The following is a 25,448-nucleotide window of genomic DNA, read 5'->3' as shown; positions in this document are numbered from 1 at the left end:
TCAAAATCCTTACAGGCGCAGATCGGATTCGTCGGCCGACAGCACGTATTTCAGGTCGTACAGAATGTGTTGAGCCTTGCCCAGCTTGCGGATGCCTTCGGCACCCAAAGCCTTGAACTGGTTGTGCGCCACCGCCAGGATCACGGCGTCGTACTTGCCCTCTTCCAGCTTGGCGACCGGCGTCAGGCCATATTCGTGCACGGCCTCTTCGGGGTCGACCCACGGGTCATAGACGTCGACGTCGACGTTGTAGTCGCCCAGTTCGCGCACGATGTCCACGATGCGCGTATTGCGCAGGTCGGGGCAGTTTTCCTTGAAGGCCAGGCCCATGACCAGGACGCGCGCGCCCTGCACATGGATGCGCTGCTTGGTCATCGCCTTGACCAGCTGCGACACCACATAGCCGCCCATCGAGTCGTTCAGGCGGCGGCCCGCCAGGATGATCTCGGGGTGATAGCCGATCGATTGCGCCTTGTGCGTGAGGTAGTACGGGTCCACGCCGATGCAATGGCCGCCGACCAGGCCCGGACGGAACGGCAGGAAGTTCCACTTGGTGCCGGCGGCTTGCAGCACGGCTTCGGTGTCGATGCCCATCTTGTTGAAGATCAGCGCCAACTCGTTGATCAGCGCGATGTTCACGTCGCGCTGCGTGTTCTCGATCACCTTCGCGGCTTCGGCCACGCGGATGCTGGACGCCTTGTGCGTGCCGGCGGTGATGATCTGCTTGTACAACTGGTCGACCAGCTCGGCGACTTCGGGCGTCGAGCCCGAGGTCACCTTCTTGATCGTGCTGACGCGGTGGTCCTTATCGCCCGGATTGATGCGCTCGGGGCTATAGCCGGCATAGAAGTCCACGTTGTACTTCAGGCCCGACACGCGTTCCAGCACGGGCACGCAGTCTTCTTCGGTAGCGCCCGGGTAGACGGTGGATTCGTAGATGACGATGTCGCCGCGCTTGAGCACGGCGCCGATCGTTTCGCTGGCTTTGACCAGCGGAGTCAGGTCAGGTTGCTTGTACTCGTCGATGGGCGTGGGCACGGTCACGATGAACACGTTGGCCTGGCCCAGTTCGGCACGGTCGGCGGTATAAGTCAACTGAGCGGCTTCAGCCAGCTCTTCGTCGCTGACTTCCAGCGTGTGGTCGTGGCCGGCCTTCAATGCGTCGATGCGGCGCGTATTGATATCGAACCCGATGACCGAACGCTTCTTGCCGAACTCCACCGCCAGCGGCAGACCGACGTAGCCCAGGCCGACGACAGCGAGTTTCACATCCTGAATTCGCAACATAACTCTCCCTTCACCGTAGAACGATTACGGCATTTTAAATATGGTCGGGTGATAGATAACCGAGCCCCCGGCGGCAATCGCCGGGGCACTCAACACTAATCCGTGGTCTTCAAAACGGACGGCAGCAGCAACCATCCCGGGCGGCGCCAGGACACCAGCCGCGCATACAGCCAGATATAGACGCTGGCGAACACCACGAGGCTGGCGCTGAGCGCCCACGCGTTGTCCCACCAGATCGTGGCCGGCACCAGGCCGATCAGCGCCAGCACCCACATGTAGGGCGACGCCATCGCATTGCACAGCGCGGGCACGGCATGACGGCGGCCGCGGCTGAACGTCACGCGGACCAGCCGGCGGAACACCAGCTGGTGCAGGTGCAGGGCATCCGGTTGGTCAACCGGCACACCGCGCTTGAAGCGCCGGCGCCAGATCGAAAAGCCGGTTTCGAAGACGGGGTAGAACAGCACGGCCAGCGCATAGAACGGCGACACCGACGGATTGCGCACCACCAGCAGCACGGCCAGCTCGGCCAGCATGAAGCCCAGGAAGTACGCGCCGCCATCGCCCAGGAACACGCGTCCGAACGGGAAGTTCCACACCAGGAAGCCCAGGGTTGCCGACGCCAATGCGGCGGAGATCAGGAAGATCGGCACGTCGCCGACTTGCATCGCCACCAGGCTGATCGACACCGCCATCAGCGTGGCGACCATGCCGGCCAGGCCGTTCATGCCGTCCACGATGTTCAGCGCATGCGTACAGCCGCCCACCGCGAACATGGTGAACAGCAGCGACACCGGCCAGAACGACAGGACGTAATCCACCGGCGCCATGCCGACACGACTGACGCCGCCCAGCAGCCACCAGGCGATCGCCGCCGACAGGAATGCCGCCAGCAAACGCTTGCTGGCGCCGATATCTTTAGTGATGTCTTCCAGCAAGCCGGCTACGAACACCGGCAGCGCGGCGACGAACAGCGCGGGCCACAGCCACGTCAGCGTCATGTTGGCGGGGCCCAGCACCAGCAGGCCCAGCAAGGTGCCGGCAAGTACAGCCAGGCCACCGACTCGCGGAGTCGCGCGGGAATGGTTCGCTTGCGGCTTGTTCAGATCGCTGTCGCCGGTAAAGCGGCCATGCCAGCGTTCCGACCACACGATGAGTCCGCCCACCATGAACGCGACCACGCAGATATACAGCCAGGTCACAGAATCACCTCTGGTTGGTCTATCGAGACAGGCCCGCCATTATCGGAGGCAGGTGTAACGCCCATATATGGGAGGGATAAGGAAGTGCAATTCACGGGCACGAAACGTAACGCCCCGGACCGGGCCGTTCGTCCGCCGCCAGACCGCTGGTTGGAAGGGGCTGCTGCAACAAAACCGCGGGCACGCGGAAGGACGGATTTCATGCGGTGATTGTAGAGCTTTCCGCTGGGGAGCACGCGAAATATCCAAGGGAAAACGCGGAGGCCGCCATAGGGCGGAAACGCTGCCGATCATCCAGGCCGGGCAAATCCCGCAAGAAAATGGGGACACATTAATTCGGCTTAAAAAAAAGCCCGAGATCGTAAGATCTCGGGCTAAATCCACCAAAGGAGGAGGGTGGAGGAGACAACCGTGGCATGTTGGGAGCGGGACTTCTGCTCACTACGCGTTCGGGGTTTTTGCACCGCGCCGACTGCGTTTCAACATCCGATGAGTGAATAGTACCGAGGTTTTTTGTGCGTTGCAAGAATTTTTTTATTCTCTTGGGAAAGGCCGATTTCGCGTTGCGTTTTCGCCGCAAATTCTCGCGCAGCACCCTGGAGAACCGCAGCAGCCAACGACCTTGCCGAAAAAAGGGTTTTTGCCGAACGGGTAAACCCATTGCGGACTTACCCTAGACGATACCGGGTAATCCCACCCTGCTTTTTGCACCATAACGGTGCGTTATGCACCGGCATGCAGCTGAATTTGCGCACTGCACCATTTCAGCTGCCGCCCTCTCAGATCCAGTACGCCGTCGTCGTCATCACCTTGGACATCGCCCGCATCGCGGCCTTTACGGGGCCAGGCAGGGGCACGCCCCCTGCCCGCTCGGCGCTGGCGCGATGCTCGGCTTCGTCGTCCTTCATCTTCCGGACGATCTCGCGCGAGCGTTCGTCCTGCACCGGCAAGGTGCGTAGATGCTCTTCCAGATGCGCCTCCACCTGACGCTCGGTCTCGGCCATGAAACCCAGATTGCGCGGCACGCCCGCATAACTGGCCAGCACGCCCAATGCGAACGATCCGGCGTACCAGACCGGGTTGAGCAGGCTGGGCCGGCTGCCCAGTTCGGTCAGGCGCTCGTTGCACCAGACCAGGTGGTCGACTTCCTCGGAGGCCGCGTTCAACAGCAACGCGCGCGGGCCGGGCTCACGGCAGACAGACGCCTGCCCGCGGTACAGCGCCTGCGCGCAGACTTCGCCCACATGGTTCACGCGCATCAGGCCCGCCGCGCGCCGCTTGTCTTCGGCGGACAGGGCGGTGGGCGCCTCGTCGGCCTTGGCCGGGTAGGGCCGGCCGGCGGTCGCGCTGTTGGACAGCACCCGCAGCGCTCGGTCCGCTTCGGCCAGCAAGGCATCCAGGGGACTGGTCCGGCGCAGGAAGGAAAGGGGGCCGGATTGTGACAGGGCGGTGGACATGGACAACTCCTTGGCAAAACAGGCGCACACGCCCCTGATGCGGGGCGGGGCTCTCATGCCTGGAATTGTACGCAACAGGTATCATCAACCATTGACTGCGCTCAACGCTCAAGGACACACGACATGGAATGCACGATCGACTGGGGCGGCCCCAACGGCATGCTCTTTACCGCCAGCACCGGCAGCGGCCACGTAGCCGTGATGGACGGCGCCGTGGACGGCGGCGGCCACAACCTGGCGCCCCGACCCATGGAAATGCTGCTGGCCGGCACCGGCGGCTGCACGGCGTACGACGTGGTCCTGATCCTCAAGCGCGGCCGCCATGCGGTCACCGGTTGCAGCGTCAAGCTCCATGCCGATCGCGCGGACGCCGACCCCAAGGTTTTCACCCGCATCCATTTCGCCTTCACGGTCACGGGCCGCAACTTGCCGCAAGCCGCGGTCGAGCGCGCCGTGCAGCTGTCGCACGAAAAGTACTGCTCGGCCTCGGCCATGCTGGAGAAGACGGCGGCACTGACATTTTCGGTCGACATCGTCGACACGCAGGAAACGCCGGCCGCCGCCTGAGGCGCCCCCGCGTGGTGTAATTCGCCCTATCCCTTCCTTCCTATCTTGATAAGCGCCGCCGCGTCGCACGCGACGGCCAATTTGCGTCACCCGCGGGGCGGGCGAACACAAGGACCGCCATGAAACAATACCTGGACCTCGTTCAATCCATTCTGGACACCGGCGCGTGGCAGGAAAACCGGACGGGCATACGCACGCTGAGCATGCCCGGCGCGTCCTTGCGGTTCGATCTGCAAAAGGGCTTCCCCGCCGTCACCACCAAGAAGCTGGCGTTCAAGTCCGCCATCGGCGAAATGGTGGGTTTCATGCGCGCCTCGCGCAGCGCCGCCGAATTTCGCGAGCTGGGCTGCAAGGTCTGGGACCAGAACGCCAACGAAAACAGCCAGTGGCTGGCCAACCCGTATCGCGAAGGCCCGGACGACCTGGGCCCCGTCTACGGCGTGCAGTGGCGCCAGTGGCCGGCCTACAAAGTGCTGGACGCAGGCCGCCCGGCACAGATCGAAGACGCGCTGTCGCGCGGTTATGCCAAGGTGGCCGACCTGGAAGAAGGCGGCGTCCCGAAGGTGCTGCTGTACAAGGCGGTGGACCAGTTGCGCCAATGCCTGGACACCATCCACGAGCGCCCGGGTGACCGCCGCATCCTGTTCCACGGCTGGAACTGGGCCCAGATCGAAGAAATGGCGCTGCCGCCCTGCCATCTGCTCTACCAGTTCCTGCCCAACGCGACCACCCGCGAAATCTCGCTGTGCCTGTACATCCGTTCCAATGATGTCGGCCTGGGCACGCCGTTCAATCTGACGGAAGGCGCCGCGCTGCTGCATCTGGTGGGCCGCCTGACCGGCTACACCCCGCGCTGGTTTACGTATTTCATCGGCGACGCGCACATCTACGAAAACCACCTGCCGATGCTGCGCGAACAGCTGGCCCGCGAGCCCTACGAATCGCCCAAGCTGGTGCTGTCCGACCGCATCCCCGATTTCGCCGTGACGGGCCGCTACGAACCCGAATGGCTGGAAAAAGTGGAACCGGGCGATTTCTCGCTGTCCGGCTACACCCATCACGCTCCGCTCACCGCGCCCATGGCCGTGTAAGATCGCGCCCGGCGTGCCGACTCGGGCCGCCCTGGATGCGCGGGGCCGGCCGCCGCAGGCCCTTGCTCGCAGGCGGATATGCCGCGCCTGCCGGCACAAGTGAAGATTGGTGAGCATCTGGAAGCGCGATTTCGGTATAACCCATCCCTTAGCCTCGGACGCGCGTCCAGAATGCGCTGCGCGCCGGGGCTTCCGACCGGCCCATGCCGAGCCGCGCGTTTCGCTTGCCGCGAGACCGCGCAGCCCATCCGGCAGCGCCGACCGCAGGCAGCCCGCCTCATCCCCCTTCCCGATAAGAGAGTATGTAAATCGCCAGCGTCGACAGCAGGAATTGTCTTGCGACCCAATTGCAACTGTTGACTACTAATTGATTTGATTTGAGGCCGGCGCGATCGCAGTAAGCGCTCAGGACAGGACCCCACAAATGCTCGTTGGAACTTATAACCCTTCGCTCGTCCTCGTATCCCTAGGGGTCGCCATCCTGGCGTCATATACGGCGTTGGGCATGGCCAATCGCGTACGGGCCTCGCATGGGCTGCCGGCCGCGCGCTACTGGCTGGCGGGCGGCGCGCTCGCCATGGGCATCGGCATCTGGTCCATGCACTTCGTCGGCATGCTGGCCTTCAACCTGCCCATCCCCATGGGCTACGACCTGCCCCTGACCGTCCTGTCGCTGGGCATCGCCATCGGCTGCTCGGCCTTCGCCCTCTGGATCGTGTGCAAGGACGAACTGCCCTGGCCGAGACTCGTCGCCGGCGCCCTGCTGATGGGCGCCGGGATCGCCTCGATGCACTACCTGGGCATGGCCGCGATGCGCATGGCGCCCGGCATCGTCTACGACACCACATGGTTCTCGCTGTCCATCCTGATCGCCGTGGCCGCCTCCGGCGCCGCGCTGTGGATCACCTACCGGCTGCGCCAGGACGGGCCGCGCATGGCCTTGTCCCGGCCGCTGGCGTCGGTCGTCATGGGCATCGCCATCGTCGGCATGCACTATTCGGGCATGGAGGCCGCGGGCTTTCCGGCCGGCAGCATCTGCATGGCCGCCGACGGCGGCATCTCGGCCGGTTGGCTGGCCATCGCCGTCACCGCCGTGACGCTCAGCGTGCTGGCCATCGCGCTTGTCGTCGCCGTGCTGGACAACCGGCTGGAGGCGCGCACGTCGGCACTGGCCTCGTCGCTGGCCGAAGCCAACGAAGAACTGGTGCAGCTGGCGCTGCACGATACGCTGACCAAATTGCCCAACCGCATCCTGCTTGAAGACCGGATGGAGCAGGCCATCGAAAGCGCCAGCCGCCGCAAGGGCTACTTCGCCGTGCTGTTCTTCGACCTGGACGGGTTCAAGGCGGTCAACGACGCCTACGGCCACCACACCGGCGACGCCCTGCTGATCGATCTGGCGCAGCGCATCCGGCAGACCTTGCGCACGCAGGACACGGTGGCGCGCCTGGGCGGCGACGAGTTCATCGTCCTGAGCGAAGTGATCGAACCCACCGACGCCGCGAACGTGGCGGACCGGCTGATCGAGGCGATCGCCCGCCCGGTCATGGTCTACGGCCACGAAGTGCTGGTGACGTCCAGTGTGGGCATCGCGATCTACCCCAACGACGGCGAAGACACCCACAGCCTGCTGACCAACGCCGACGCCGCGATGTACCACGCCAAGCGCCTGGGCGGCACCGGCTACAGCTTCTTCGAGCCGTCCATGAACGCGGACGCGCACGAACAGATAGAACTGCTGCACGACCTGCGCCTGGCGCAAGAGCGCGACCAGTTCGTGCTGCACTACCAGCCCAAGTACGAAGCGCCCGCCGGCCCCATCATGGGCGCCGAAGCGCTGGTGCGCTGGAACCATCCGACACGCGGCCTGGTCGGTCCGGACCAGTTCATCCCCATCGCCGAAAAGACGGGCCTGATCCTGTCCATCGGGGAATGGGTGATCAACGAAGCCTGCCGGCAGATGCGGGAATGGATCAACGCCGGCCAGGGCCACTGGACCATCGCCGTCAACATCTCGGCGCTGCAGTTCGCCCATGCCAGCCTGGTTGAAACCGTGCGCGCCGCGCTCGCGCGAAACGACGTTCCACCGGCGTGCCTGACGCTGGAAGTGACCGAATCCACGGCCATGCGCGACGCCGAGGCCAGTCTGGCCGTGCTCAAGCGCCTGTCCGGCCTGGGCGTGACCATCTCCATCGACGACTTCGGCACCGGCTACTCCAGCCTGCTGTATCTGAAGCGCCTGCCTGCCACCGAATTGAAGATCGACCGGGGCTTCGTGAACCAGCTGGAAAACGATAACGAAGACGCCGCCATCGTCTCGGCCATCGTCGCGCTGGCGCAGCAGCTGAACCTGCGGATCGTCGCCGAAGGCGTCGAGACGGCGGCTCAGCAGAAGTTCCTGACCGGCCTGGGCTGCGATTCCCTGCAGGGCTTCCTGCTGGGCCGCCCGATGCCCGCGACGGAATTCCTGGAACACGCGGCCGGCTAGGCGCCCCCGGCTAGGCGCCCCCGGTTCGGCGCCCCCGACCCGGCACAGCGGAATTTGCTACGCTTACGCCGTCCGATCGGCCGACTCCCGGCTGACCCCACCGTTGCCCGCCCGCATGCCCGCCAGCCTTACCCTGATCGTTGCCTATTCCGATAACCGCGTCATCGGACGCGACAACACCCTGCCCTGGAAGTTGCCGGGCGACCTGGCGCACTTCAAGCGCAGCACGCTGGGCCATCCCATCGTCATGGGCCGCAAGACCTGGGACTCGCTGGGCCGCCCGCTACCGGGCCGCGCCAACATCGTGATCAGCCGCAATCCGGATTTCGTCGCCCCCGGCGCGACCGTCGTGACCACGCTGGACGCCGCGATTGCCGCCTGCGGCGATGTGGAACAGGCGTTCGTGATCGGTGGCGCGCAGATCTACGCGCAGGCGCTGCCGCTGGCGCGGCGTGTGCTGGCCACCGAAGTCCATGCCCAGGTGGACGGCGACGCCTTCTTCCCCCTGCTGCCCGCCTTCCAATGGAAGGAAACCGCGCGTGACGCCCAGCCCGCCGAAAACGGCTACGGCTACGACTTCGTCACCTACGAACGCGCCTGACCGGCAGCGCCGCCCGCTTCAGGCGGCGCCCGCATTGCGCATGAAGCGCCACAGCGCGGGCGCTTCGGAGTACGCCACATTGAAGCGCACCCAGGGCGTATCGGCCTCGTCCACTTCGAAGTAGGAACCTGGCGCCAGCCAGATCCCGTCCTTCAGCGCCAGCTCGGCCAGGCCGTTGGCGCCGCGTTCGCGCCACTGCCCCGCCACCTTCGCCCACAGGAACAAGCCCCCCTGCGGCCGTCCGTAGATCTCGAACCCGTGCTGCTGCATCTGGCCGGCGACGACGGCATGCGCCGCGGCCAGCCGCTCGCGGGTCCGTGCGATGTGCGCGCGGTAGCGCCCCTCGCGGATCACCTGGTGCACGATGCGCTCCATGATCTCGGGCGATGTCAGGCCCACCGCCATCTTGGTGCGCGCGATATCGCGCGTCAGGTCGCGGTGCGCCACCACATAGCCCACCCGCACCGACGGGCTGATGACTTTGGAATAGCCGCCCAGGTAGATCACGCGCCGCGCCCCGTCCAGCGCGGCCAGCATCGGCGTCACGCCCGGGGCCAGGTCGCGGGAGATGTCGTCCTCGATCACCCACAGCCCATGGCGTTCGGCCACTTGCAGGATGCGGAACGCATTGGCCATGCCGATGCTGGCGCCCGACGGATTCTGCAACGCCGTATTGATGTACAGCGCGCGAGGCTGGTGCTGGGCCACGACGCGCTCCAGGGCCTCGCAGTCCAGCCCGTCGGCCGTGCGCGGCACCGCCACGACGCGCAGGCCAAGAAGGCGCAGCAACTGCAGCAGGTTGGCATAGGCGGGCTGCTCCACCACCACGGTGTCGCCCGGCCGCAGCAGCGTGCGGCTGACCATGTCCAGCCCGTGCGACACGCCCTGGGTCAGCAGCACCTGCGAGACTTCCACCTCCATGCCCTGCGCGCTCAGGCTGGCCGCGATGGTCTCGCGGAGCGGCGCATAGCCGTAAGGGTGCCCGTAGTTGGCGACGCGCATCGCCGGCACCCGCCCCATGTGTCGCAGCGCCAGGTGCATGCCTTCTTCATTCAGCCATTCGCCCGGCAGCCAGCCGCATCCCGATTTGATCGGGATGGAATGGTCCGCGAAGATGTCCGACAGCAACCAGCCGGCGTTCAACCGCGGCGGCTCCCAGGACAGGGGCTCGCCCTGGCGTGCGGGCGCGTCGGGCGAGGCCACCCGGTAGCCGGCGCCCGGCCGCGCGGCCAGCCAGCCCTGCGACACCAGCCGGCTGTAGGCGCTGGCCACCGTGAACGTGCTGATGCCGTACTGGCGCGCAAGCTCGCGCACTGAGGGTAGGGACATACCCGGACGCAGCGTCTGCACTTCGATGGCGCGCAGAATGGCCGCGACCAGCTGTTCGACAAGGGTCGGCGCAAGTCCGCGGGCGCGGTTGGGCTGGAAATCGATCACGGAGAAAACTGTACAGTTAGACCACCTGCAACTATACAGTTAGCGGCATTTGCGCAGATCGTATATTTTCATTCCCCGCGGGACGTACCAGAATCATTCGAATCCCGGCGGCTGCGCCCTTTCCGTGCAGGCCCGCCGGTTGTCCATCCCCTGGAGCCGCCATGAACGCCCCCGCCGAGTTGCCCGACCTGTCCCATCTCTGGATGCCCTTCACTGCCAACAAGCAGTTCAAGGCACACCCGCGCATGCTGGCATCGGCCAAAGGCATGTACTACACCTCGGCCGACGGCCGCCAGATCCTGGACGGCACCGCCGGCCTGTGGTGCGTCAACGCCGGCCACGGCCGCCAGGAAATCGTCGACGCGATTTCCCGCCAGGCCGGCATCATGGATTACGCGCCCGGCTTCCAGCTGGGCCACCCGCTGGCCTTCGAGGCCGCCACGGCCGTCGCCAGCTTCATGCCCCAGGGCCTGGACCGCGTCTTCTTCACGAACTCCGGCTCCGAGTCCGTCGATACATCCCTGAAAATCGCCCTGGCCTACCACCGCGCCCGCGGCGAAGGCCAGCGCACCCGCCTGATCGGCCGCGAACGTGGCTATCACGGCGTGGGCTTCGGTGGCATCTCGGTGGGCGGCATCTCGACCAACCGCAAGACCTTCTCCGGCGCGCTGCTGCCCGCCGTGGACCACCTGCCGCATACCCACAACCTGGAGCAGAACGCCTACTCCAAGGGCCAGCCCGCCTGGGGCGCCAACCTGGCCGACGAACTGGAACGCATCGTCGCGCTGCACGACGCCTCGACCATCGCCGCCGTCATCGTCGAACCGATGGCCGGGTCCACGGGCGTGCTGATCCCGCCCAAGGGCTATCTTGAAAAGCTGCGCGAGATCACGTCCAAGCACGGCATCCTGCTGATTTTCGACGAAGTCATCACCGCCTACGGCCGCCTGGGCGCCGCCACCGCCTCCGAATTCTTCGGCGTGACGCCGGACATCATCGCCATGGCCAAGGGCGTCAGCAACGCCGCGGTGCCGGCCGGCGCGGTCGCGGTCAAGCGCGAAGTCCACGACGCCATCGTCAACGGCCCGGCGGGCGGCATCGAGTTCTTCCACGGCTACACCTATTCGGCGCACCCGCTGGCCGCCGCCGCCATCCTGGCGACGCTGGACATCTACCGCCGCGAAGACCTGTTCGCCCGCGCCCGTAAACTGTCCGGCGCATTCCAGGAAGCCGTGCACGGCCTGAAGGGCGCGCCGCACGTCATCGACGTGCGCAACCTGGGCCTGGTGGCGGGCATCGAACTGTCGTCGCGCGCCGGAGCACCGGGCGCCCGCGCCAGCGAGGTCTTCCAGAAGTGCTTCGACAGCGGCCTGATGGTGCGCTACACCGGCGACATCATCGCCGTCTCGCCGCCGCTGATCATCGAAGAGGCCCAGATCGGCCAGATCTTCGACCAGATCGGCAAGGTCCTGAAAGAGGTCGCTTGAGCGGCATCGCGCCCCCCCTGCCGCGGCACCGCCGCGCGCATTGACACAGCTTCGCGGGCGGCCGATGGCCGCCCTCGGACGTTTTTGAAGAATCCCGCTTTTCGAGCTTCCACACAATGAAGAAGATCTCCCATTTCATCAACGGCCAGCACTACGAAGGCCGCAGCAGCCGCTACGCCGACGGCTTCAATCCCGCCACCGGCGAGATCTGCGCGTCGGTGCCGCTGGCTTCCAACGACGACGTCGCCATCGCCGTCGCCGCCGCCAAGGCAGCGTTCCCCGCCTGGTCCGAGACCCCCGCGCTCAAGCGCGCCCGCATCCTGTTCAACTTCAAGGCGCTGCTGGACAAGCACCAGGACGAACTGGCCGAACTGATCACCCGCGAACACGGCAAGGTCTTCTCCGATGCCAAGGGCGAGGTCATGCGCGGCATCGAGATCGTCGAATTCGCTTGCGGCATCCCGCAACTGCTCAAGGGCCAGTACTCCGACCAGATCGGCGGCGGCATCGACAACTGGAGCATGCGCCAGCCCCTGGGCGTGGTCGCCGGCGTCACGCCGTTCAACTTCCCGATGATGGTGCCGTGCTGGATGTTCCCGGTGGCCATCGCCTGCGGTAACACCTTCGTGCTCAAGCCGTCCGAACGCGATCCGTCGGCCTCGCTGCGCCTGGCCGAATTGCTGACGGAAGCCGGCCTGCCCGGCGGCGTCTTCAACGTGGTGCATGGCGACAAGCAGGCCGTGGACGCGCTGATCGCGCATCCCGACGTCGAAGCGCTGTCGTTCGTGGGGTCGACGCCCATCGCTGAATATATCTATTCTGAAGGCACCAAGCGCGGCAAGCGCGTGCAGGCCCTGGGCGGCGCCAAGAACCATCTGGTGGTGATGCCCGACGCCGACCTCGACCAGGTCACCGACGCGCTGATGGGCGCGGCGTATGGCTCGGCCGGCGAGCGCTGCATGGCGATTTCGGTGGCCGTGGTGGTCGGCGACGTGGCCGACAAGGTCGTCGAACGCCTGATCCCCCGCGTGAAGGCGCTGATCGTCAAGGACGGCATGCAGCCGGACGCCGAAATGGGCCCGCTGGTGACGGCGCAGCATCGCGCCAAGGTCATGAGCTACATCGAAGACGGCATCGCCTCAGGCGCCGACATGGTCGTGGACGGCCGTGGCCTGACCGTGCCCGGCAATGAGCGCGGCTTCTTCCTGGGCGGCACGCTGTTCGACCACGTCAAGCCCGCCATGAACATCTACCGCGAAGAGATCTTCGGCCCCGTGCTGTGCGTCGTGCGCGTGCCCGACTTCGCCAGCGCGGTCGACCTGATCAACGCGCATGAATTCGGCAACGGGGTCGCGTGCTTCACGTCCGACGGCGGTGTCGCGCGCGCCTTCGCCCGCCAGATCAAGGTGGGCATGGTCGGCATCAACGTGCCGATTCCCGTGCCCATGGCCTGGCATTCGTTCGGCGGCTGGAAGCGTTCGCTGTTCGGCGACCACCATGCCTACGGCGAAGAAGGCATCCGCTTCTATTCCCGCTACAAGAGCGTGATGCAGCGCTGGCCCGACAGCATCGCCAAGGGCGCCGAATTCACCATGCCTGTGGCAAAGTGAGCCCAGTGAGCCCACCCCCGAAGCGCTGCGCGCTTTCCCCTCGAGGGGGCGCCGCTGCGGACCGGCAGAGCCGGATCCGCGCGGCCCCGCTCGGGAAGGTTTTGCCAGATTGCGGCGCTGCGCCCGATCCGTGGATCGCGGGGTGTGCGCCGGCGCCAGGGGAGTACTGAACCAGGCGCGGTGTCGTCCCCGCGCCTTCCGAACACCAAGACGACAAGGGGATGCCAGATGCGCATCGGGATTGGCGGTTTTCAGCACGAGACCAATACGTTCGCGCCCTCGCGCGCCACCTGGGAAGACTTCGCCGAAAAAGGCGGAGGCTGGCCACGCCTTGTCAGCGGGCCCGCGATGTTCGCGGCCGTGGCGGGCGCGAACATCCCCGTGGCGGGCTTCATCGAAGCCATGGCGCATCACACGCTCGTACCCACCACATGGGCCGCGGCCAGCCCGTCAGGACTCGTCACCAAGGACGCGTTCGAACGCATCAGCGCCCTGATCCTGCAAGGCCTGTCCGAGGCAATGCCGTTGGACGGCGTCTACCTGGACCTGCACGGCGCCATGGTCACCGAACACCTGGACGACGGCGAAGGCGAACTGCTCAGGCGCGTGCGGGAACTCGTCGGGCCCGGCGTGCCCGTCGTCGCCAGCCTGGACCTGCACGCGAATGTCACCCGCGCCATGGTGCGCCACGCCGACGCGCTGGTCTGCTACCGCACCTACCCCCACATCGACATGGCCGAGACCGGGCAACGCGCCGGAGCGCTGCTGTCGCTGCGGCTGGCTGGCGTGCCGCGGCCCTATGCGTCGCTGCGCGCCCTGCCCTATCTGATCTCGCTGTGCTGGCAGTCCACCGATATCGAACCTTCGCGCAGCCTGTACGAACAGGTGGGCGAGATCGAATCCCGCGGCGTGACCAGCCTGTCGTTCGCCACGGGCTTCCCCGCCGCGGACTTTCCGGAATGCGCGCCCACCGTGTGGGCCTATGGCACGACGCAGGCGGACGCCGATGCCGCCGCCGCGGAAATGGCGCGCGCCGTGCTGAATGCCGAGCGCGACTTCGGCGGCAGGCTCTACACCCCCGACGAAGCCGTGCAGGAAGCCATGCGGCTCTCGCAGGATGCCCGCAAGCCCATCGTCATCGCCGACGCGCAAGACAACCCCGGCGCGGGCGGCAGCTCCGACACCACCGGCGTGCTGCGCGCGCTGATCCGCCACGACGCGCGTGACGCGTCCATCGGTCTGATCGTGGATCCCGCCGCGGCCCTGGCCGCGCACCGCGCGGGTGTCGGCAATAAGGTCCGGATTGCATTGGGTGGACACTCGGGTATTCCCGACGACGAACCGCTGGACAGCGAATTCATTGTCGAGAAAACTTCGGACGGGCGCTTCGATACCCATGGCGCGTTCTATCGCGGCTTCCACATGGACCTGGGCCCCAGCGCCTGCCTGCGCATTGGCGGCGTGCGCATCATCGTCGCCACGAACAAGGTGCAGATGGCCGACCAGGAGATGTTCCGGTTCGCAGGGGTCGAGCCCACGCGGGCCGCGATTCTGGTGGTGAAGAGTTCCGCGCACTTCCGCGCGGATTTCACATCCATCTCCCAGACGATTCTGGTTTGCGCGGCACCGGGCTCCATGCTGATGGATGCGGCAAAACAACCATGGACACGGTTGCGCCCCGGTATCAGAATGGCGCCTTGCGGACCGGTGTTTTCCGGCCGGGCCGCGACAGCCTGACCCTCGCACGCCGCCGCCGCGCGGCGCGTTAACGACGTAGCGGCCGACAGTGCCGCTCACTACGCTTCAAGGGGATTCTCCATGCTCAAGTTTGTCCGAGCGGCCGCGCTGGCCGGTGCAACGCTGACGATGGCCCACGGCGCTTACGCCGAAACCGTCATCAAGTCCGTCATGCACTCGCCTCTGCGGTTGACCGATCCGCACGCCACCACTGCGTACATCACGACGTGGCACGGCTACATGATCTACGACACCTTGCTGGCTACCGACGCCGACAACAAGATCCAGCCCCAGATGCTGGAAAAGTGGGAAGTCTCGCCCGACGGCAAGACCTACACGATGACGTTGCGCGCGGGCCAGAAATGGCATGACGGCAAACCCGTGACCTCGGAAGACTGCGTCGCGTCGATCAAGCGCTGGGCCGCCGGCGACGGCATGGGCCGCACCCTCTTGAAGTTCACCGACAAGATCGAGGTGATCGACGACAACAGCTTCCGCATCGTCATGAAGGAACCCACGGACCTGGCGCTGCGCGCCCTGTCCAAGCCCACCGGCACCGCGCCGTTCATGATGCCCAAGCGCATCGCCGAACAAGCCATCGGCCAGCCCATCACCGACATGACCGGTTCGGGTCCGTTCAAGGTCATCGAATTCAAGCCGGGCGTGAAGACCGTCTACGCCAAGAACACCGACTACGTGCCGCGCAAGGAACCCGCAAGCGGGCTGGCCGGCGGCAAGGTCGTGAACGTGGACAAGGTCGAATGGGACGTCATGCCCGACGCCTTGACCACCGCCAACGCGCTGTTGGGCGGCGAGATCGATTTCGTCGAACAGTTCCCGTACGACCTGCTGCCGATGATCGAAGGCAACAAGGACTTGAAGGAAGAATCGCTTAGCCCGGTCGGCTACTTCACGATGTACCGCTTCAACTTCAAGTACCCGCCCTTCAACAACAAGAAGATCCGCCAGGCCGCGATGTACGCGATCGGCCAGGAAGACGTGATGAAGGCGCTGGTCGGCAATCCGAAGTACTGGAAGACCTGCGCCTCGCTGTGGGGTTGCGGCACGCCGTTCGAATCCGATATCGGCAAGGACGTGGTCGTCCCGTCGAACCTCGAAAAGGCAAAGGCGCTGCTGAAGGAAGCCGGCTACGACAACACGCCCATCCTCGTCATGCACGCGACCGACGTGGGCACGCTGTCCGCCCAGCCGGTGGTGATGGCCCAGGCGCTGCGCAAGGCCGGCTTTAACGTCAACCTGGCCGCGATGGACTGGCAAAGCGTGGCGACCCGCCGCGCCTCCAAGGCCGCGCCCGCTGAAGGGGGCTGGAACATCCACAACACCAACTGGTACGCCACCGACGTGATGGATCCGGTCCGCTCCGCGCCCGCCGCCGCCAACGGCGACAACGCCTGGTTCGGCTGGCCCGACATGCCGCAAGTGGAAGAACTGCGCACGAAGTTCGCGCTGACTTCCGACCCCGCCGAGCAAAAGAAGATCGCCGACGAATTGCAGCGCATCGGCATCGACGAAGGCCTGTACGTGCCGCTGGGCCAGATGTCCGTGCCCACCGTCTACTCGACCAAGCTTTCCGGCCTGGTGCACGCACCGGTCTTTGCGTTCTGGAACGTCAAAAAAGCCCCTTAAAGGGCGAGTAGTTCAGGGGGAAATACATGCTGGCATTCGTCTCACGCCGGCTCCTCGCGACCATCCCCGTTCTGGTGATGGTCGCGGTGGTGGTCTTCGCGATATTGCGCTTCAGCCCGGGAGATCCGGCCATCATCATGGCCGGCGACGGCGCCACGCCTGAACGTATCGTCCAGATACGCCAGACGATGGGCCTGGACCAACCGGTCATCAAACAGTTCTTCATCTGGGGCGGCAAGCTCCTGCAAGGCGATCTGGGCACCTCGCTCATGTCCGGCGTGCCGGTCACCAAACTGATCGCGCAACGCCTTGAGCCCTCCATGAGCCTGGCGGTGCTGACCTTGCTGTTCACGCTCGTCGTGGCCATTCCGCTGGGCATCCTGGCGGCATGGCGGCAAGGCAAGCTGCTGGACCGCGCCGTGATGGGCTTTTCGGTGCTGGGCTTTTCAGTGCCGGTGTTCGTCACGGGCTATCTGCTGATCTGGCTGTTCGCCATCAAGCTGGGCTGGTTCAACGTGCAGGGCTACACGCCGCTGGACAAGGGCTTCTGGCCCTACCTGCACCGGCTCATCCTGCCGTCGCTGGCCTTGTCCACGGTCTACGTGGCGCTGATCGCGCGCATCACGCGCACCAGCGTCATCGAAGTCATGGGTGAAGACTTCATCCGCACGGCCCGATCCAAGGGCCTGGGCGAAACCGGCGTGCTGCTCGGCCATGCGCTGCGCAATGCCGCCGTGCCCATCGCCACGGTGGTGGGCCTGGGCATCGCGCTTCTGATCAGCGGCGTGGTCGTGACCGAATCGGTGTTCAACATCCCCGGCCTGGGCCGGCTGGTGGTGGAAGCCGTGCTGGCGCGCGATTACCCAGTCATCCAGGGGCTGACGCTGTTCTTCGCGTTCGTCTACGTGTTCATCAATCTCGTCGTCGATTGCGCCTACACGGTGTTCGACCCGCGTATCCGATACTGAGGCCGCCCGATGCAAACGCCAACCGACGCCGCCGCGCAAGCGGCAGCCGACCTTCCCGGAGGCGGCAACCCTCAAGTCACCGCCTGGCGGCAGATCCGCCAGGGCTTGAAGAGCTGGCCCGTCATGCTGGCGCTGGTGGTGCTGGTCGCCATCATCGCCATCGCGCTATTCGCGCCGCTGCTGGGCACGGTGGACCCCACCTTCATCGACCCCGGCGCGCGGCTCAAGCAGCCCTTCACCGACTATCTGTTCGGCACCGACGCCTTCGGTCGCGACGTCTGGTCGCGCGTGGCCTACGGCGCCCGCATCTCGCTGATCGCGGGCCTGGGCGCCGCGGTCGTCAGCGTCGTCCTCGGACTGGTCATCGGCGTGATCGCCGGGTGGTTCCGGTCGCTGGACGGCCTGATCATGCGCACGATGGACGCCATCATGGCGATTCCCGGCATCCTGCTGGCGATCGCCCTGGTCTCGGTCACCGGCGCCAGCATCACGACCGTGCTGGTCGCCATCACCATCCCCGAAATCCCGCGAGTGGTGCGGCTGGTGCGCGGCCAGATCCTGACGGTGCGCGGCGAACCCTACGTCGAGGCCGCCCTGGCGCTCGGCACGCCGCTGCCGCTGCTGCTGTGGCGCCACATGGTGCCCAGCACCATCGCGCCGCTGACCGTTCAGGGCACTTACGTGTTCGCGTCCGCAATGCTGACCGAGGCCATCCTGAGCTTCCTGGGCGCGGGCATCCCGCCCGAGATCGCGTCCTGGGGCAACATCATGTCCGAAGGCCGCATGTACTTCCGCATGCTGCCCGGCCTGATCCTCTTTCCCGGCCTGTTCCTGTCGCTGACGGTGCTCAGCGTGAACATCCTGGGCGACGCCCTGCGCGATGCGCTGGACCCGAAAATGGTGCGCAGGATCTGATGCCCATGACTTATTCCCCTACCCCTCCCGCGGGCGACACCTCGTCCGCCATCCTGGCCATCCGCAACCTGTCCGTGGAAGTCGGCGGCGCGGGCAACCGCGTCGTGCGCAACCTGAGCCTGGACGTGCATGCCGGCGAAACGGTATGCGTCGTCGGCGAGTCCGGTTCGGGCAAGTCCGTCACGTCGCTGGCCGTGATGGGCCTGCTGCCGCCGGGCATCCTGTCCATCAGCGCGGGTTCCGTCCGCGTCGAAGGCGAAGACGTCGCCACGGCCTCGCAACGCCGGCTGCGCGAGATGCGCGCCACCCGCATGGCCATGGTGTTCCAGGAACCCATGACCGCGCTGAATCCCGTGCACACGGTGGGCAAGCAGGTCGACGAAGTGCTGCGCCTGCACCGCAAGCGCATGAGCGCGGCGGAACGCCGCGCCAAGGTGCTGGACATGTTCCGCTCGGTCCACCTGCCCGACGTCGAACGCATCTTCGACGCCTATCCGCACCAGTTGTCCGGCGGCCAGCGCCAACGCATCGTGATCGCGATGGCGCTGATCCTGGAACCCAAGCTGCTGATCGCCGACGAGCCCACGACCGCGCTGGACGTGACGACGCAAAAGCAGATCCTGGCGTTGATCAAGGAACTGCAGGTCAAGCACCAGACCGCCGTGCTGTTCATCACGCACGACTTCGGCGTGGTCGCCGAGATCGCGGACCGCATCGTGGTGATGAACCGCGGCGACCTGATCGAAAGCGGCACCCGCAACGAGATCCTGGCCGAACCCAAGCAGTCCTACACCCGGCGCCTGGTGTCGTCCGTGCCCAGCCTGGTGCCGACCCGCCGTGATGCGCCCGACGGCCAGCCCGTGCTGCACGTCAAGGGGCTGGGCCGTACCTACGCCGGCAAGAACTCGCTGTTTTCCCGCAAGACGGCGCAGAAGGTCATCGCCGCCACCGATGTGAACCTGACGCTGCGCAAAGGCGAGATCCTGGGCATCGTGGGCGAGTCCGGCTCGGGCAAATCCACGGTGGCGCGCTGCATCGTGCGCCTGATCGAACCCACCGCCGGCCACATGATGATGGGCGGCGAAGACCTGAGCACGCTATCCGGTTCCGCATTGCGCCCGGTCCGCCGCCGCATCCAGATCGTGTTCCAGGACCCCTACCGTTCGCTCAACCCGCGCCGCACGGTGGGCGAATCCATCATCGAAGGCCTGCTCAATTTCGGCATGCCGCGCGACCAGGCATTGAAGCGCGCGGGCGAAACCCTGACCGTCGTCGGTCTGAGCCCGGACGCCATGCGGCGCTATCCGCACCAGTTCTCGGGCGGCCAGCGCCAACGCATCTGCATCGCGCGCGCGCTGGTCATGGACCCCGAAATCCTGGTGGCCGACGAAGCCGTGTCGGCCTTGGACGTGTCGGTGCAGGCACAGGTGCTGGAACTGCTGGAGCAGGTGCGCCAGCGCACCGGCGTCGGCGTGCTGTTCATCACGCACGACTTGCGCGTGGCCGCGCAGATCTGCGACACCATCATGGTCATGCAGCGCGGCAAGGTCGTCGAAACCGGCTCCGCCGAAACCGTGCTGACCGAACCGCGCCACGAATACACCCGCGCCCTGATCGACGCGGCGCCCGGACGCGACTGGGACTTCCGAAATTTCCGGCCCGTCGCGGCCACGCTGGCGCACGCGCCCGCGCCTTGATGCCCTGAATGCCTTCCTCCGCACACTGGAACCGAGATGCCACAACCGCATGAATTGTCTGCCCAGGAACTGCTGCACGCCTACCGCAACAAGTCGCTGTCGCCCGTTGAAGCCACGCGCTCCGTGCTGGAACACATCGAACGCTGGGAACCGCACCTGAAAGCCACCTACGCGCTGGATCCGGAAGGCGCGCTGGCGATGGCCCGGGCCTCCGAAGCCCGCTGGATGAAGGGCGAACCGCAGTCCTCGGGCGGCTATACGCTGGATGGCGTGCCCGCCACCATCAAAGAGAACATCGCCACCCGCGGCACGCCCATTCCGCTGGGCACCGCCGCCACCGACCTGACCCCGGCCGCCGCCGACGCGCCGCCCGCGGCCCGCATGCGCGAAGCCGGCGCCGTGCTGCTGGGCAAGACCACCATGCCCGACTACGGCATGCTGTCCTCGGGGCTGTCGAGCTTCCACGAACTGACGCGCAACCCGTGGGACCTGTCCAAGAACCCCGGCGGCTCCAGCGCCGGCGCGGGCGCTGCCGCCGCCGCCGGCTACGGCCCGCTGCACATCGGCACCGACATCGGCGGCTCGGTCCGACTGCCGGCCGCCTGGTGCGGCATCGCCACGCTGAAGCCCAGCCTGGGCCGCATCCCCATCGACCCGCCGTTCATGGGCCGCTGCGCCGGCCCGATGACGCGCACCATCACGGACACGGCACTGATGATGGGCGTGCTGTCGCAACCCGACGCGCGCGACCACATGAGCCTTCCTTTCCAGGACTTCGACTGGCTGAACCTGGCGCAAGACGTGCGCGGCCTGCGCATCGGCCTCTTGATGGACGCCGGCTGCGGCCTGCCGCTGGACCCCGAGGTGCGCGAGGCGGTGCAGGCCGCCGCCCAGGCCTTCGAGGCCGCCGGCGCTATCGTCACCCCCATGCTGCCCTGGATGACGCCCGACATGCTGGACGGCGTGGACCGCTTCTGGCGCACGCGCTCCGCGATCGATCTTGCCGCGCTGCCCGAGGCGCGCCGCGCGAAGATCCTGCCCTTCATCCGCACCTGGGCGGAAAGCGGCGGCAGGCAGTCCGGTGAAGCCGTCTTCCGTAGCTACTACGAAACGCTGAACGTGCGCGCCAAGACCGTCGCGGCCTGCGCCCCGTTCGACTACGTGCTGTCGCCCGTCGCGCCCGTGGTGGCCTACAACGCCGAATGGCCGTCGCCCACCAATGAAGTCGCCACCACCATGCACCACATCGGCTTCACGCTGCCCTTCAACATGAGCGAACAGCCGGCCGCGTCCGTCAACTGCGGCTATACGCGGGCCGGCCTGCCCATCGGGCTGCAGATCGCCGGCGCGCGCTTCGACGACCTGGGCGTGCTGCGCGTGGCGCGCGCCTGGGAGCAGATGCGCCCCGCGCAGCATCCGTGGCCCCAGCCGCCCCAGGCAAACTGACTTTCCACAGCAACCCACAGGAATTCCCATGCGTTGGCTTTTGGCAATGATCAAGCACGAGACGAATACCTATTCGCCCGTGCCGACCCCGCTTGAACGCTTTTTCCGCGGCAATCCCGAGATCCTGGCTGGCGACCGCGCCATCCAGGCCTACGAGAACACCGATAGCGGATTGGGCGGCTATATCGAAGTCGCCCGCCGCGAAGGCGCCGAGATCGTCGTGCCCGTGGCGGCCGAGTCCTGGCCCAGCGGCCCCGCCAGCGCCGAAACGCATGAACGGCTGTGCAAGCTGGTCCTGGACCAGGTCAAGCTGGGCGGCTTCGACGCCATCCTGCTGGACCTGCACGGCGCCATGGTCGCCGAGGGCGTGGAAGACGCCGAGGGTGACCTGCTGCGCCGCCTGCGCGAGATCGATCCCAAGACGCCGGTCGCCGTCACGCTGGACATGCACGCGAACATCTACGACGACATCGTCGACAACGCCACCGTCATCAGCGGTTTCCACACCTATCCGCACGTGGACATCCGCGAGGCCGGCGTGCGCGCCGCCAACGTGATCGTGCGCACGCTCAAAGGCGAGATCAACCCCGTCATGAGCTGGGCCAACAAGCCGATGCTGCCGCACATCATGTGCCAGGGCACGCATGCCGCGCCGAACAAGCCCCTGCAGGAACGCTGCAAGGAACTGGAGGCCAATGGCGTGCTGGCGGCGTCCGTGTTCGTCGGCTTCCCGCATGCCGACATCCGAGAAGCCGGACTGAGCGCGGTCGTCTGTACAGACGGCAAGCCGGAAGAAGCGCGCCAGTACCGCGACGAACTGCTGGAACGCGCCTGGTCCGGCCGCGCGGACTGGGTCTTCCACCCCGAACCGCTGGCGCCCACCATCGCGCGCGCGAAAGCGATCGAACAAGGCCCCGTCGTTTTGCTGGACCACTTCGACAACACCGGTTCCGGCGGCACCATGGACACCACCGCCGTGCTGGCCGAGGTGCTGCGCCAGGAACTGGACAACGTCGTCTTCTACGCCATCTGCGACCCGCAAGCCGCCAACGAGGCCGCGGCCGCCGGTGTCGGCAACACGATCACGCTGAAACTGGGCGGCAAGCTGCCCATGCCCGCCATCAAAGAAGCCAGCGAACCACTGGAAGTCACCGGCCGCGTCAAACTGGTGTTCGACGGCGTCTACCTGAACCGGGGCCCCATGTACCGGGGCGTACGCAACGACACCGGGCTGACCGTCGTCATCGACACGGGCCGCGTCGATATCGTGGTGGTCTCTCGCCACCAAGAACCCTTCGACATCAATTGCCTGCTGTCGGCGGGCATCGATCCGCTGCAAAAGCGCTATGTGGTGCTGAAAAGCCGCGTGCACTGGCGCGCGGGCTTCTCGGACATGGCGACCGAGGTGATCGAATGCACGGGCGTAGGCGTCACCACGTCCGACTACGGCCAGCTGGATTTCAAGCACGTGCGCCGTCCGATCTACCCGCTGGATCCGCTGTAAGCGGCCAGATTGTCGACAAAAAGGCCGGCGCCTGTGCGTCGGCCTTTCATTTTGAAATCTTCGGTAACTGCGCGCACGGTCAGGTGACTCCCCGCCTCGGTATACTCGCCGCGGGCCCTTACAGGCCGATGAATACGTGTATGCCGGCAGCAGCCCCTGGGCCGCCAGGGCGCGATGGCGATAAGTGCCTCGCCTGCCGGATATGACTCGATAATCAACGAAAAAAGCAGAACGATGAAAAAGAGCGTAGCGATCACCCTCGGCGTGGTCTTAGTGGGAGCGGGAAGCTGGGTAGGCGCCACGTGGTACACCGGCAAGCGCATCGAAGAAAGCTCGCAGCGCCATCTGGCCGAAGCCAATGAAAAACTGGCCAAGCTGACGCCGCTGTTCGGTCTACGCATCGACCAGCTGAAATACGAACGCAGCCTGTTCTCGACCCAGGCGCGCTACGGCCTGTCGCTCGTCAAGAACGACAAGAGCCCGGAAGCCATGCCCTCAGGCATGATCGAATTCGACGCGGTCGTGGAACACGGCCCCTTCCCCAAGAGCGCCGTGGCAAGCGGCGCCCTTGCGCCCAAGCTGGCCTATGTCCATGCCGAAATGGCCAAGACGGACAACCTCAAGGAAGTGTTCGAACTGACCAAGGGCGTGTCGCCCCTGATCAGCGACGCGACGATCAGCTACAGCGGCGTCACCAGCTCCAAGTCCAAGATCGCCCCGGTCAAGGTCACGCACGAAGGCAACACGGTCGATTTCAGCGGCATGACCGTGACCGGCGAGTTCGATCGCGCCCTGCAAGGCGTGACCGCGCATGGCGTGATGGACACGCTGTCGATCGATGGCATGAAGAGCAACGACCCCGTCAAGGTCTCCATCGCCGGCATGACGATCGACGCCAACAGCCACGTGGGCAAGTTCGGCGTGTCGATCGGCGATTCCGACCTGAAGATCAAGCGCATCGACGTCACCCGCCCCGGCGACGACATCAAGCTGTCGCTGGACAACTTCGGCTACGGCGTGAAGCTGTCGGAAGACGACAAGTCGATCAACGTGCAGGCCACCTACCAGACCGGCGACATCATCGTGAACGACGTCGCGCTGGGCAACGGCCAGGCCGTGATCAAGCTGGCCAATCTGGACGGCCAGGCCGTCAAGCAGCTGTCGGACACGTACAACCAGCTGGTCCGCCAATACATGGCGAGCACGGAAGACGAAGGCCTGAAGGACGAGCAGATCCAGGTGTTGCTGGACAACGCCGGCAAGCTGCTGGCCGGCAATCCTTCGTTCAGCATCGATCCGATCAGCTGGAAGACCGGCAAGGGCGAAAGCAAGCTGACCTTCAAGCTGGACCTGGCCAATCCGTCCGACGTCAAGAACCTGACGCCGCAAGAAATCGCGGTTCAGGCCATCAAGCGCATCGACGCCACGCTGATCGTCTCCAAGCCGATGGTCCAGGACCTGATGACGCAATACGCCGTCAAGAAGGAAGGCATGGCCGCCGACAAGGCCGCCGAGGAAGCCGGACAGAACGTGCGCCAGATGTCCGGCATGGCTGAAATGTTCAACGTCGGCAAGAACGAGGGCGACAACATCGTCGGCAAGTTCACCTTCGCTGACGGCATGGGCGACCTGAACGGCAAGAAGATCCCGGCCGACGAGCTCTTCTCCGGCCTGCTGGGCGCAGCCGGCATGGATTCCTCGGACGAACCCGAAGAAGAGCCGATGCCCGCCATGGGCCAGGAAGAACCGGCTACGGACACCACTGCCTCCGGATTGCTGCAGGACTTCAACCTGGACACGGTCAGCAGCATGCTCGACGACATGGGTTACACCGTGAAGAAGAGCGACGGCGACGAAGGCCCCGTGCTGGTGCTGGATACGGGCACCACCGGCGCCAGCGACCTGCGCCTGGAATTCCTGTGCAACGACTTCACCGAGAAGTGCCTGGACCTGGTCGTGACCGCCACCTACAAGACCAAGAAGCCGATGGCGTTGAAGGCCATCAACACCTGGAACCAGGAATACCGCTGGACCCGCGCCTACCTGGACGACAAGAACCAGGCCGTGCTGCAGATGGACATGAACGCGGAAGGCGGCATTGGCAAGGAAAACCTGCAGATCCTGCTGAACACCTTCATCAGCATCGCCGAAGACTTCGGCACGCTGAGCAAAGGCACGCCGGCCAAGTAAGCCTGCGCGCCCGGGGCCCAAAGAAAAACCCCCATCGCGAAGATGGGGGTTTTTTCATTGCCGGACGGATCGGTTCGGATCCCTGCCCGGCTTGCGCCGGGCCCGTCGTGTCACGCC

At 65.8% G+C, this 25,448-nt stretch carries 18 protein-coding genes; 14 read left to right on the top strand and 4 right to left on the bottom strand.

Translation table 11 applies throughout. From position 1 onward, the window contains the following. Positions 1–9 precede the first annotated feature (9 nt). The 3 genes from tviB to coq7 all read right to left on the bottom strand — a co-directional run bounded on the left by tviB (position 10) and on the right by coq7 (position 3,946). Complete coding sequence (gene tviB / locus A9973_RS10760; RefSeq protein ID WP_183013738.1) at positions 10–1,287, bottom strand: Vi polysaccharide biosynthesis UDP-N-acetylglucosamine C-6 dehydrogenase TviB; 1,278 nt, start codon at positions 1,285–1,287, stop codon at positions 10–12. Positions 1,288–1,382: 95 nt separating this feature from the next. Further along, the gene (locus A9973_RS10755; protein WP_183013737.1) at positions 1,383–2,489 is read right to left on the bottom strand and encodes a glycosyltransferase; all 1,107 of its coding nucleotides are present in this window, start codon (positions 2,487–2,489) and stop codon (positions 1,383–1,385) included. 779 nt (positions 2,490–3,268) lie between these two features. After that, on the bottom strand, positions 3,269–3,946 hold the full coding sequence (gene coq7 / locus A9973_RS10750; RefSeq protein WP_183013736.1) for a 2-polyprenyl-3-methyl-6-methoxy-1,4-benzoquinone monooxygenase: 678 nt from the start codon (positions 3,944–3,946) through the stop codon (positions 3,269–3,271). Positions 3,947–4,069: 123 nt separating this feature from the next. Here coq7 and A9973_RS10745 point away from each other — a divergent pair, with 123 nt between their 5' ends. The 4 genes from A9973_RS10745 to A9973_RS10730 all read left to right on the top strand — a co-directional run bounded on the left by A9973_RS10745 (position 4,070) and on the right by A9973_RS10730 (position 8,693). Continuing rightward, the gene (locus A9973_RS10745) at positions 4,070–4,513 is read left to right on the top strand and encodes an OsmC family protein (protein ID WP_183013735.1); all 444 of its coding nucleotides are present in this window, start codon (positions 4,070–4,072) and stop codon (positions 4,511–4,513) included. 119 nt (positions 4,514–4,632) lie between these two features. Next, positions 4,633–5,604, top strand: coding sequence for a thymidylate synthase (locus A9973_RS10740; RefSeq protein WP_183013734.1), 972 nt, complete (start codon positions 4,633–4,635; stop codon positions 5,602–5,604). Between the two features lie 424 nt (positions 5,605–6,028). Beyond that, on the top strand, positions 6,029–8,092 hold the full coding sequence (locus A9973_RS10735; RefSeq protein ID WP_183013733.1) for a bifunctional diguanylate cyclase/phosphodiesterase: 2,064 nt from the start codon (positions 6,029–6,031) through the stop codon (positions 8,090–8,092). Between the two features lie 115 nt (positions 8,093–8,207). Continuing rightward, the gene (locus A9973_RS10730; protein WP_183013732.1) at positions 8,208–8,693 is read left to right on the top strand and encodes a dihydrofolate reductase; all 486 of its coding nucleotides are present in this window, start codon (positions 8,208–8,210) and stop codon (positions 8,691–8,693) included. An 18-nt stretch (positions 8,694–8,711) separates the two neighbouring features. Here the strand turns inward: A9973_RS10730 and A9973_RS10725 are convergent, their stop codons facing one another. After that, the gene (locus A9973_RS10725) at positions 8,712–10,130 is read right to left on the bottom strand and encodes a PLP-dependent aminotransferase family protein (protein WP_183013731.1); all 1,419 of its coding nucleotides are present in this window, start codon (positions 10,128–10,130) and stop codon (positions 8,712–8,714) included. 161 nt (positions 10,131–10,291) lie between these two features. Here A9973_RS10725 and A9973_RS10720 point away from each other — a divergent pair, with 161 nt between their 5' ends. From A9973_RS10720 to A9973_RS10675, 10 genes are all read left to right on the top strand, one after another. Beyond that, positions 10,292–11,617: an aspartate aminotransferase family protein gene (locus A9973_RS10720; protein WP_183013730.1), complete on the top strand. Its 1,326-nt coding sequence runs from the start codon at positions 10,292–10,294 to the stop codon at positions 11,615–11,617. Between the two features lie 116 nt (positions 11,618–11,733). Continuing rightward, the gene (locus tag A9973_RS10715; protein ID WP_183013729.1) at positions 11,734–13,227 is read left to right on the top strand and encodes a CoA-acylating methylmalonate-semialdehyde dehydrogenase; all 1,494 of its coding nucleotides are present in this window, start codon (positions 11,734–11,736) and stop codon (positions 13,225–13,227) included. A gap of 228 nt (positions 13,228–13,455) precedes the next feature. Continuing rightward, positions 13,456–14,964, top strand: coding sequence for a M81 family metallopeptidase (locus A9973_RS10710; RefSeq protein WP_183013728.1), 1,509 nt, complete (start codon positions 13,456–13,458; stop codon positions 14,962–14,964). Between the two features lie 81 nt (positions 14,965–15,045). Further along, the gene (locus tag A9973_RS10705) at positions 15,046–16,611 is read left to right on the top strand and encodes an ABC transporter substrate-binding protein (RefSeq protein WP_183013727.1); all 1,566 of its coding nucleotides are present in this window, start codon (positions 15,046–15,048) and stop codon (positions 16,609–16,611) included. A 26-nt stretch (positions 16,612–16,637) separates the two neighbouring features. Next, a complete protein-coding gene (locus tag A9973_RS10700; RefSeq protein WP_183013726.1) occupies positions 16,638–17,579 on the top strand; it encodes an ABC transporter permease in 942 nt (313 codons plus the stop codon). Between the two features lie 9 nt (positions 17,580–17,588). Beyond that, positions 17,589–18,494: an ABC transporter permease gene (locus A9973_RS10695; RefSeq protein ID WP_183013725.1), complete on the top strand. Its 906-nt coding sequence runs from the start codon at positions 17,589–17,591 to the stop codon at positions 18,492–18,494. A 5-nt stretch (positions 18,495–18,499) separates the two neighbouring features. Beyond that, positions 18,500–20,191: an ABC transporter ATP-binding protein gene (locus A9973_RS10690; protein WP_183013724.1), complete on the top strand. Its 1,692-nt coding sequence runs from the start codon at positions 18,500–18,502 to the stop codon at positions 20,189–20,191. Positions 20,192–20,227: 36 nt separating this feature from the next. Next, on the top strand, positions 20,228–21,637 hold the full coding sequence (locus A9973_RS10685) for an amidase (RefSeq protein WP_183013723.1): 1,410 nt from the start codon (positions 20,228–20,230) through the stop codon (positions 21,635–21,637). Positions 21,638–21,665: 28 nt separating this feature from the next. Further along, positions 21,666–23,141, top strand: a complete 1,476-nt coding sequence (locus tag A9973_RS10680) for a M81 family metallopeptidase (RefSeq protein ID WP_183013722.1) — start codon at positions 21,666–21,668, stop codon at positions 23,139–23,141. A 234-nt stretch (positions 23,142–23,375) separates the two neighbouring features. Beyond that, positions 23,376–25,331, top strand: a complete 1,956-nt coding sequence (locus A9973_RS10675; protein ID WP_183013721.1) for a DUF945 family protein — start codon at positions 23,376–23,378, stop codon at positions 25,329–25,331. Positions 25,332–25,448 lie beyond the last annotated feature (117 nt).

The sequence above is a fragment of the Achromobacter sp. UMC46 genome (assembly GCF_014170335.1).
Lineage (GTDB): Bacteria > Pseudomonadota > Gammaproteobacteria > Burkholderiales > Burkholderiaceae_B > Achromobacter.
The sequence above is the reverse complement of the archived record's forward strand: the minus strand, read 5'-3'. Positions and strand labels throughout refer to the sequence as shown.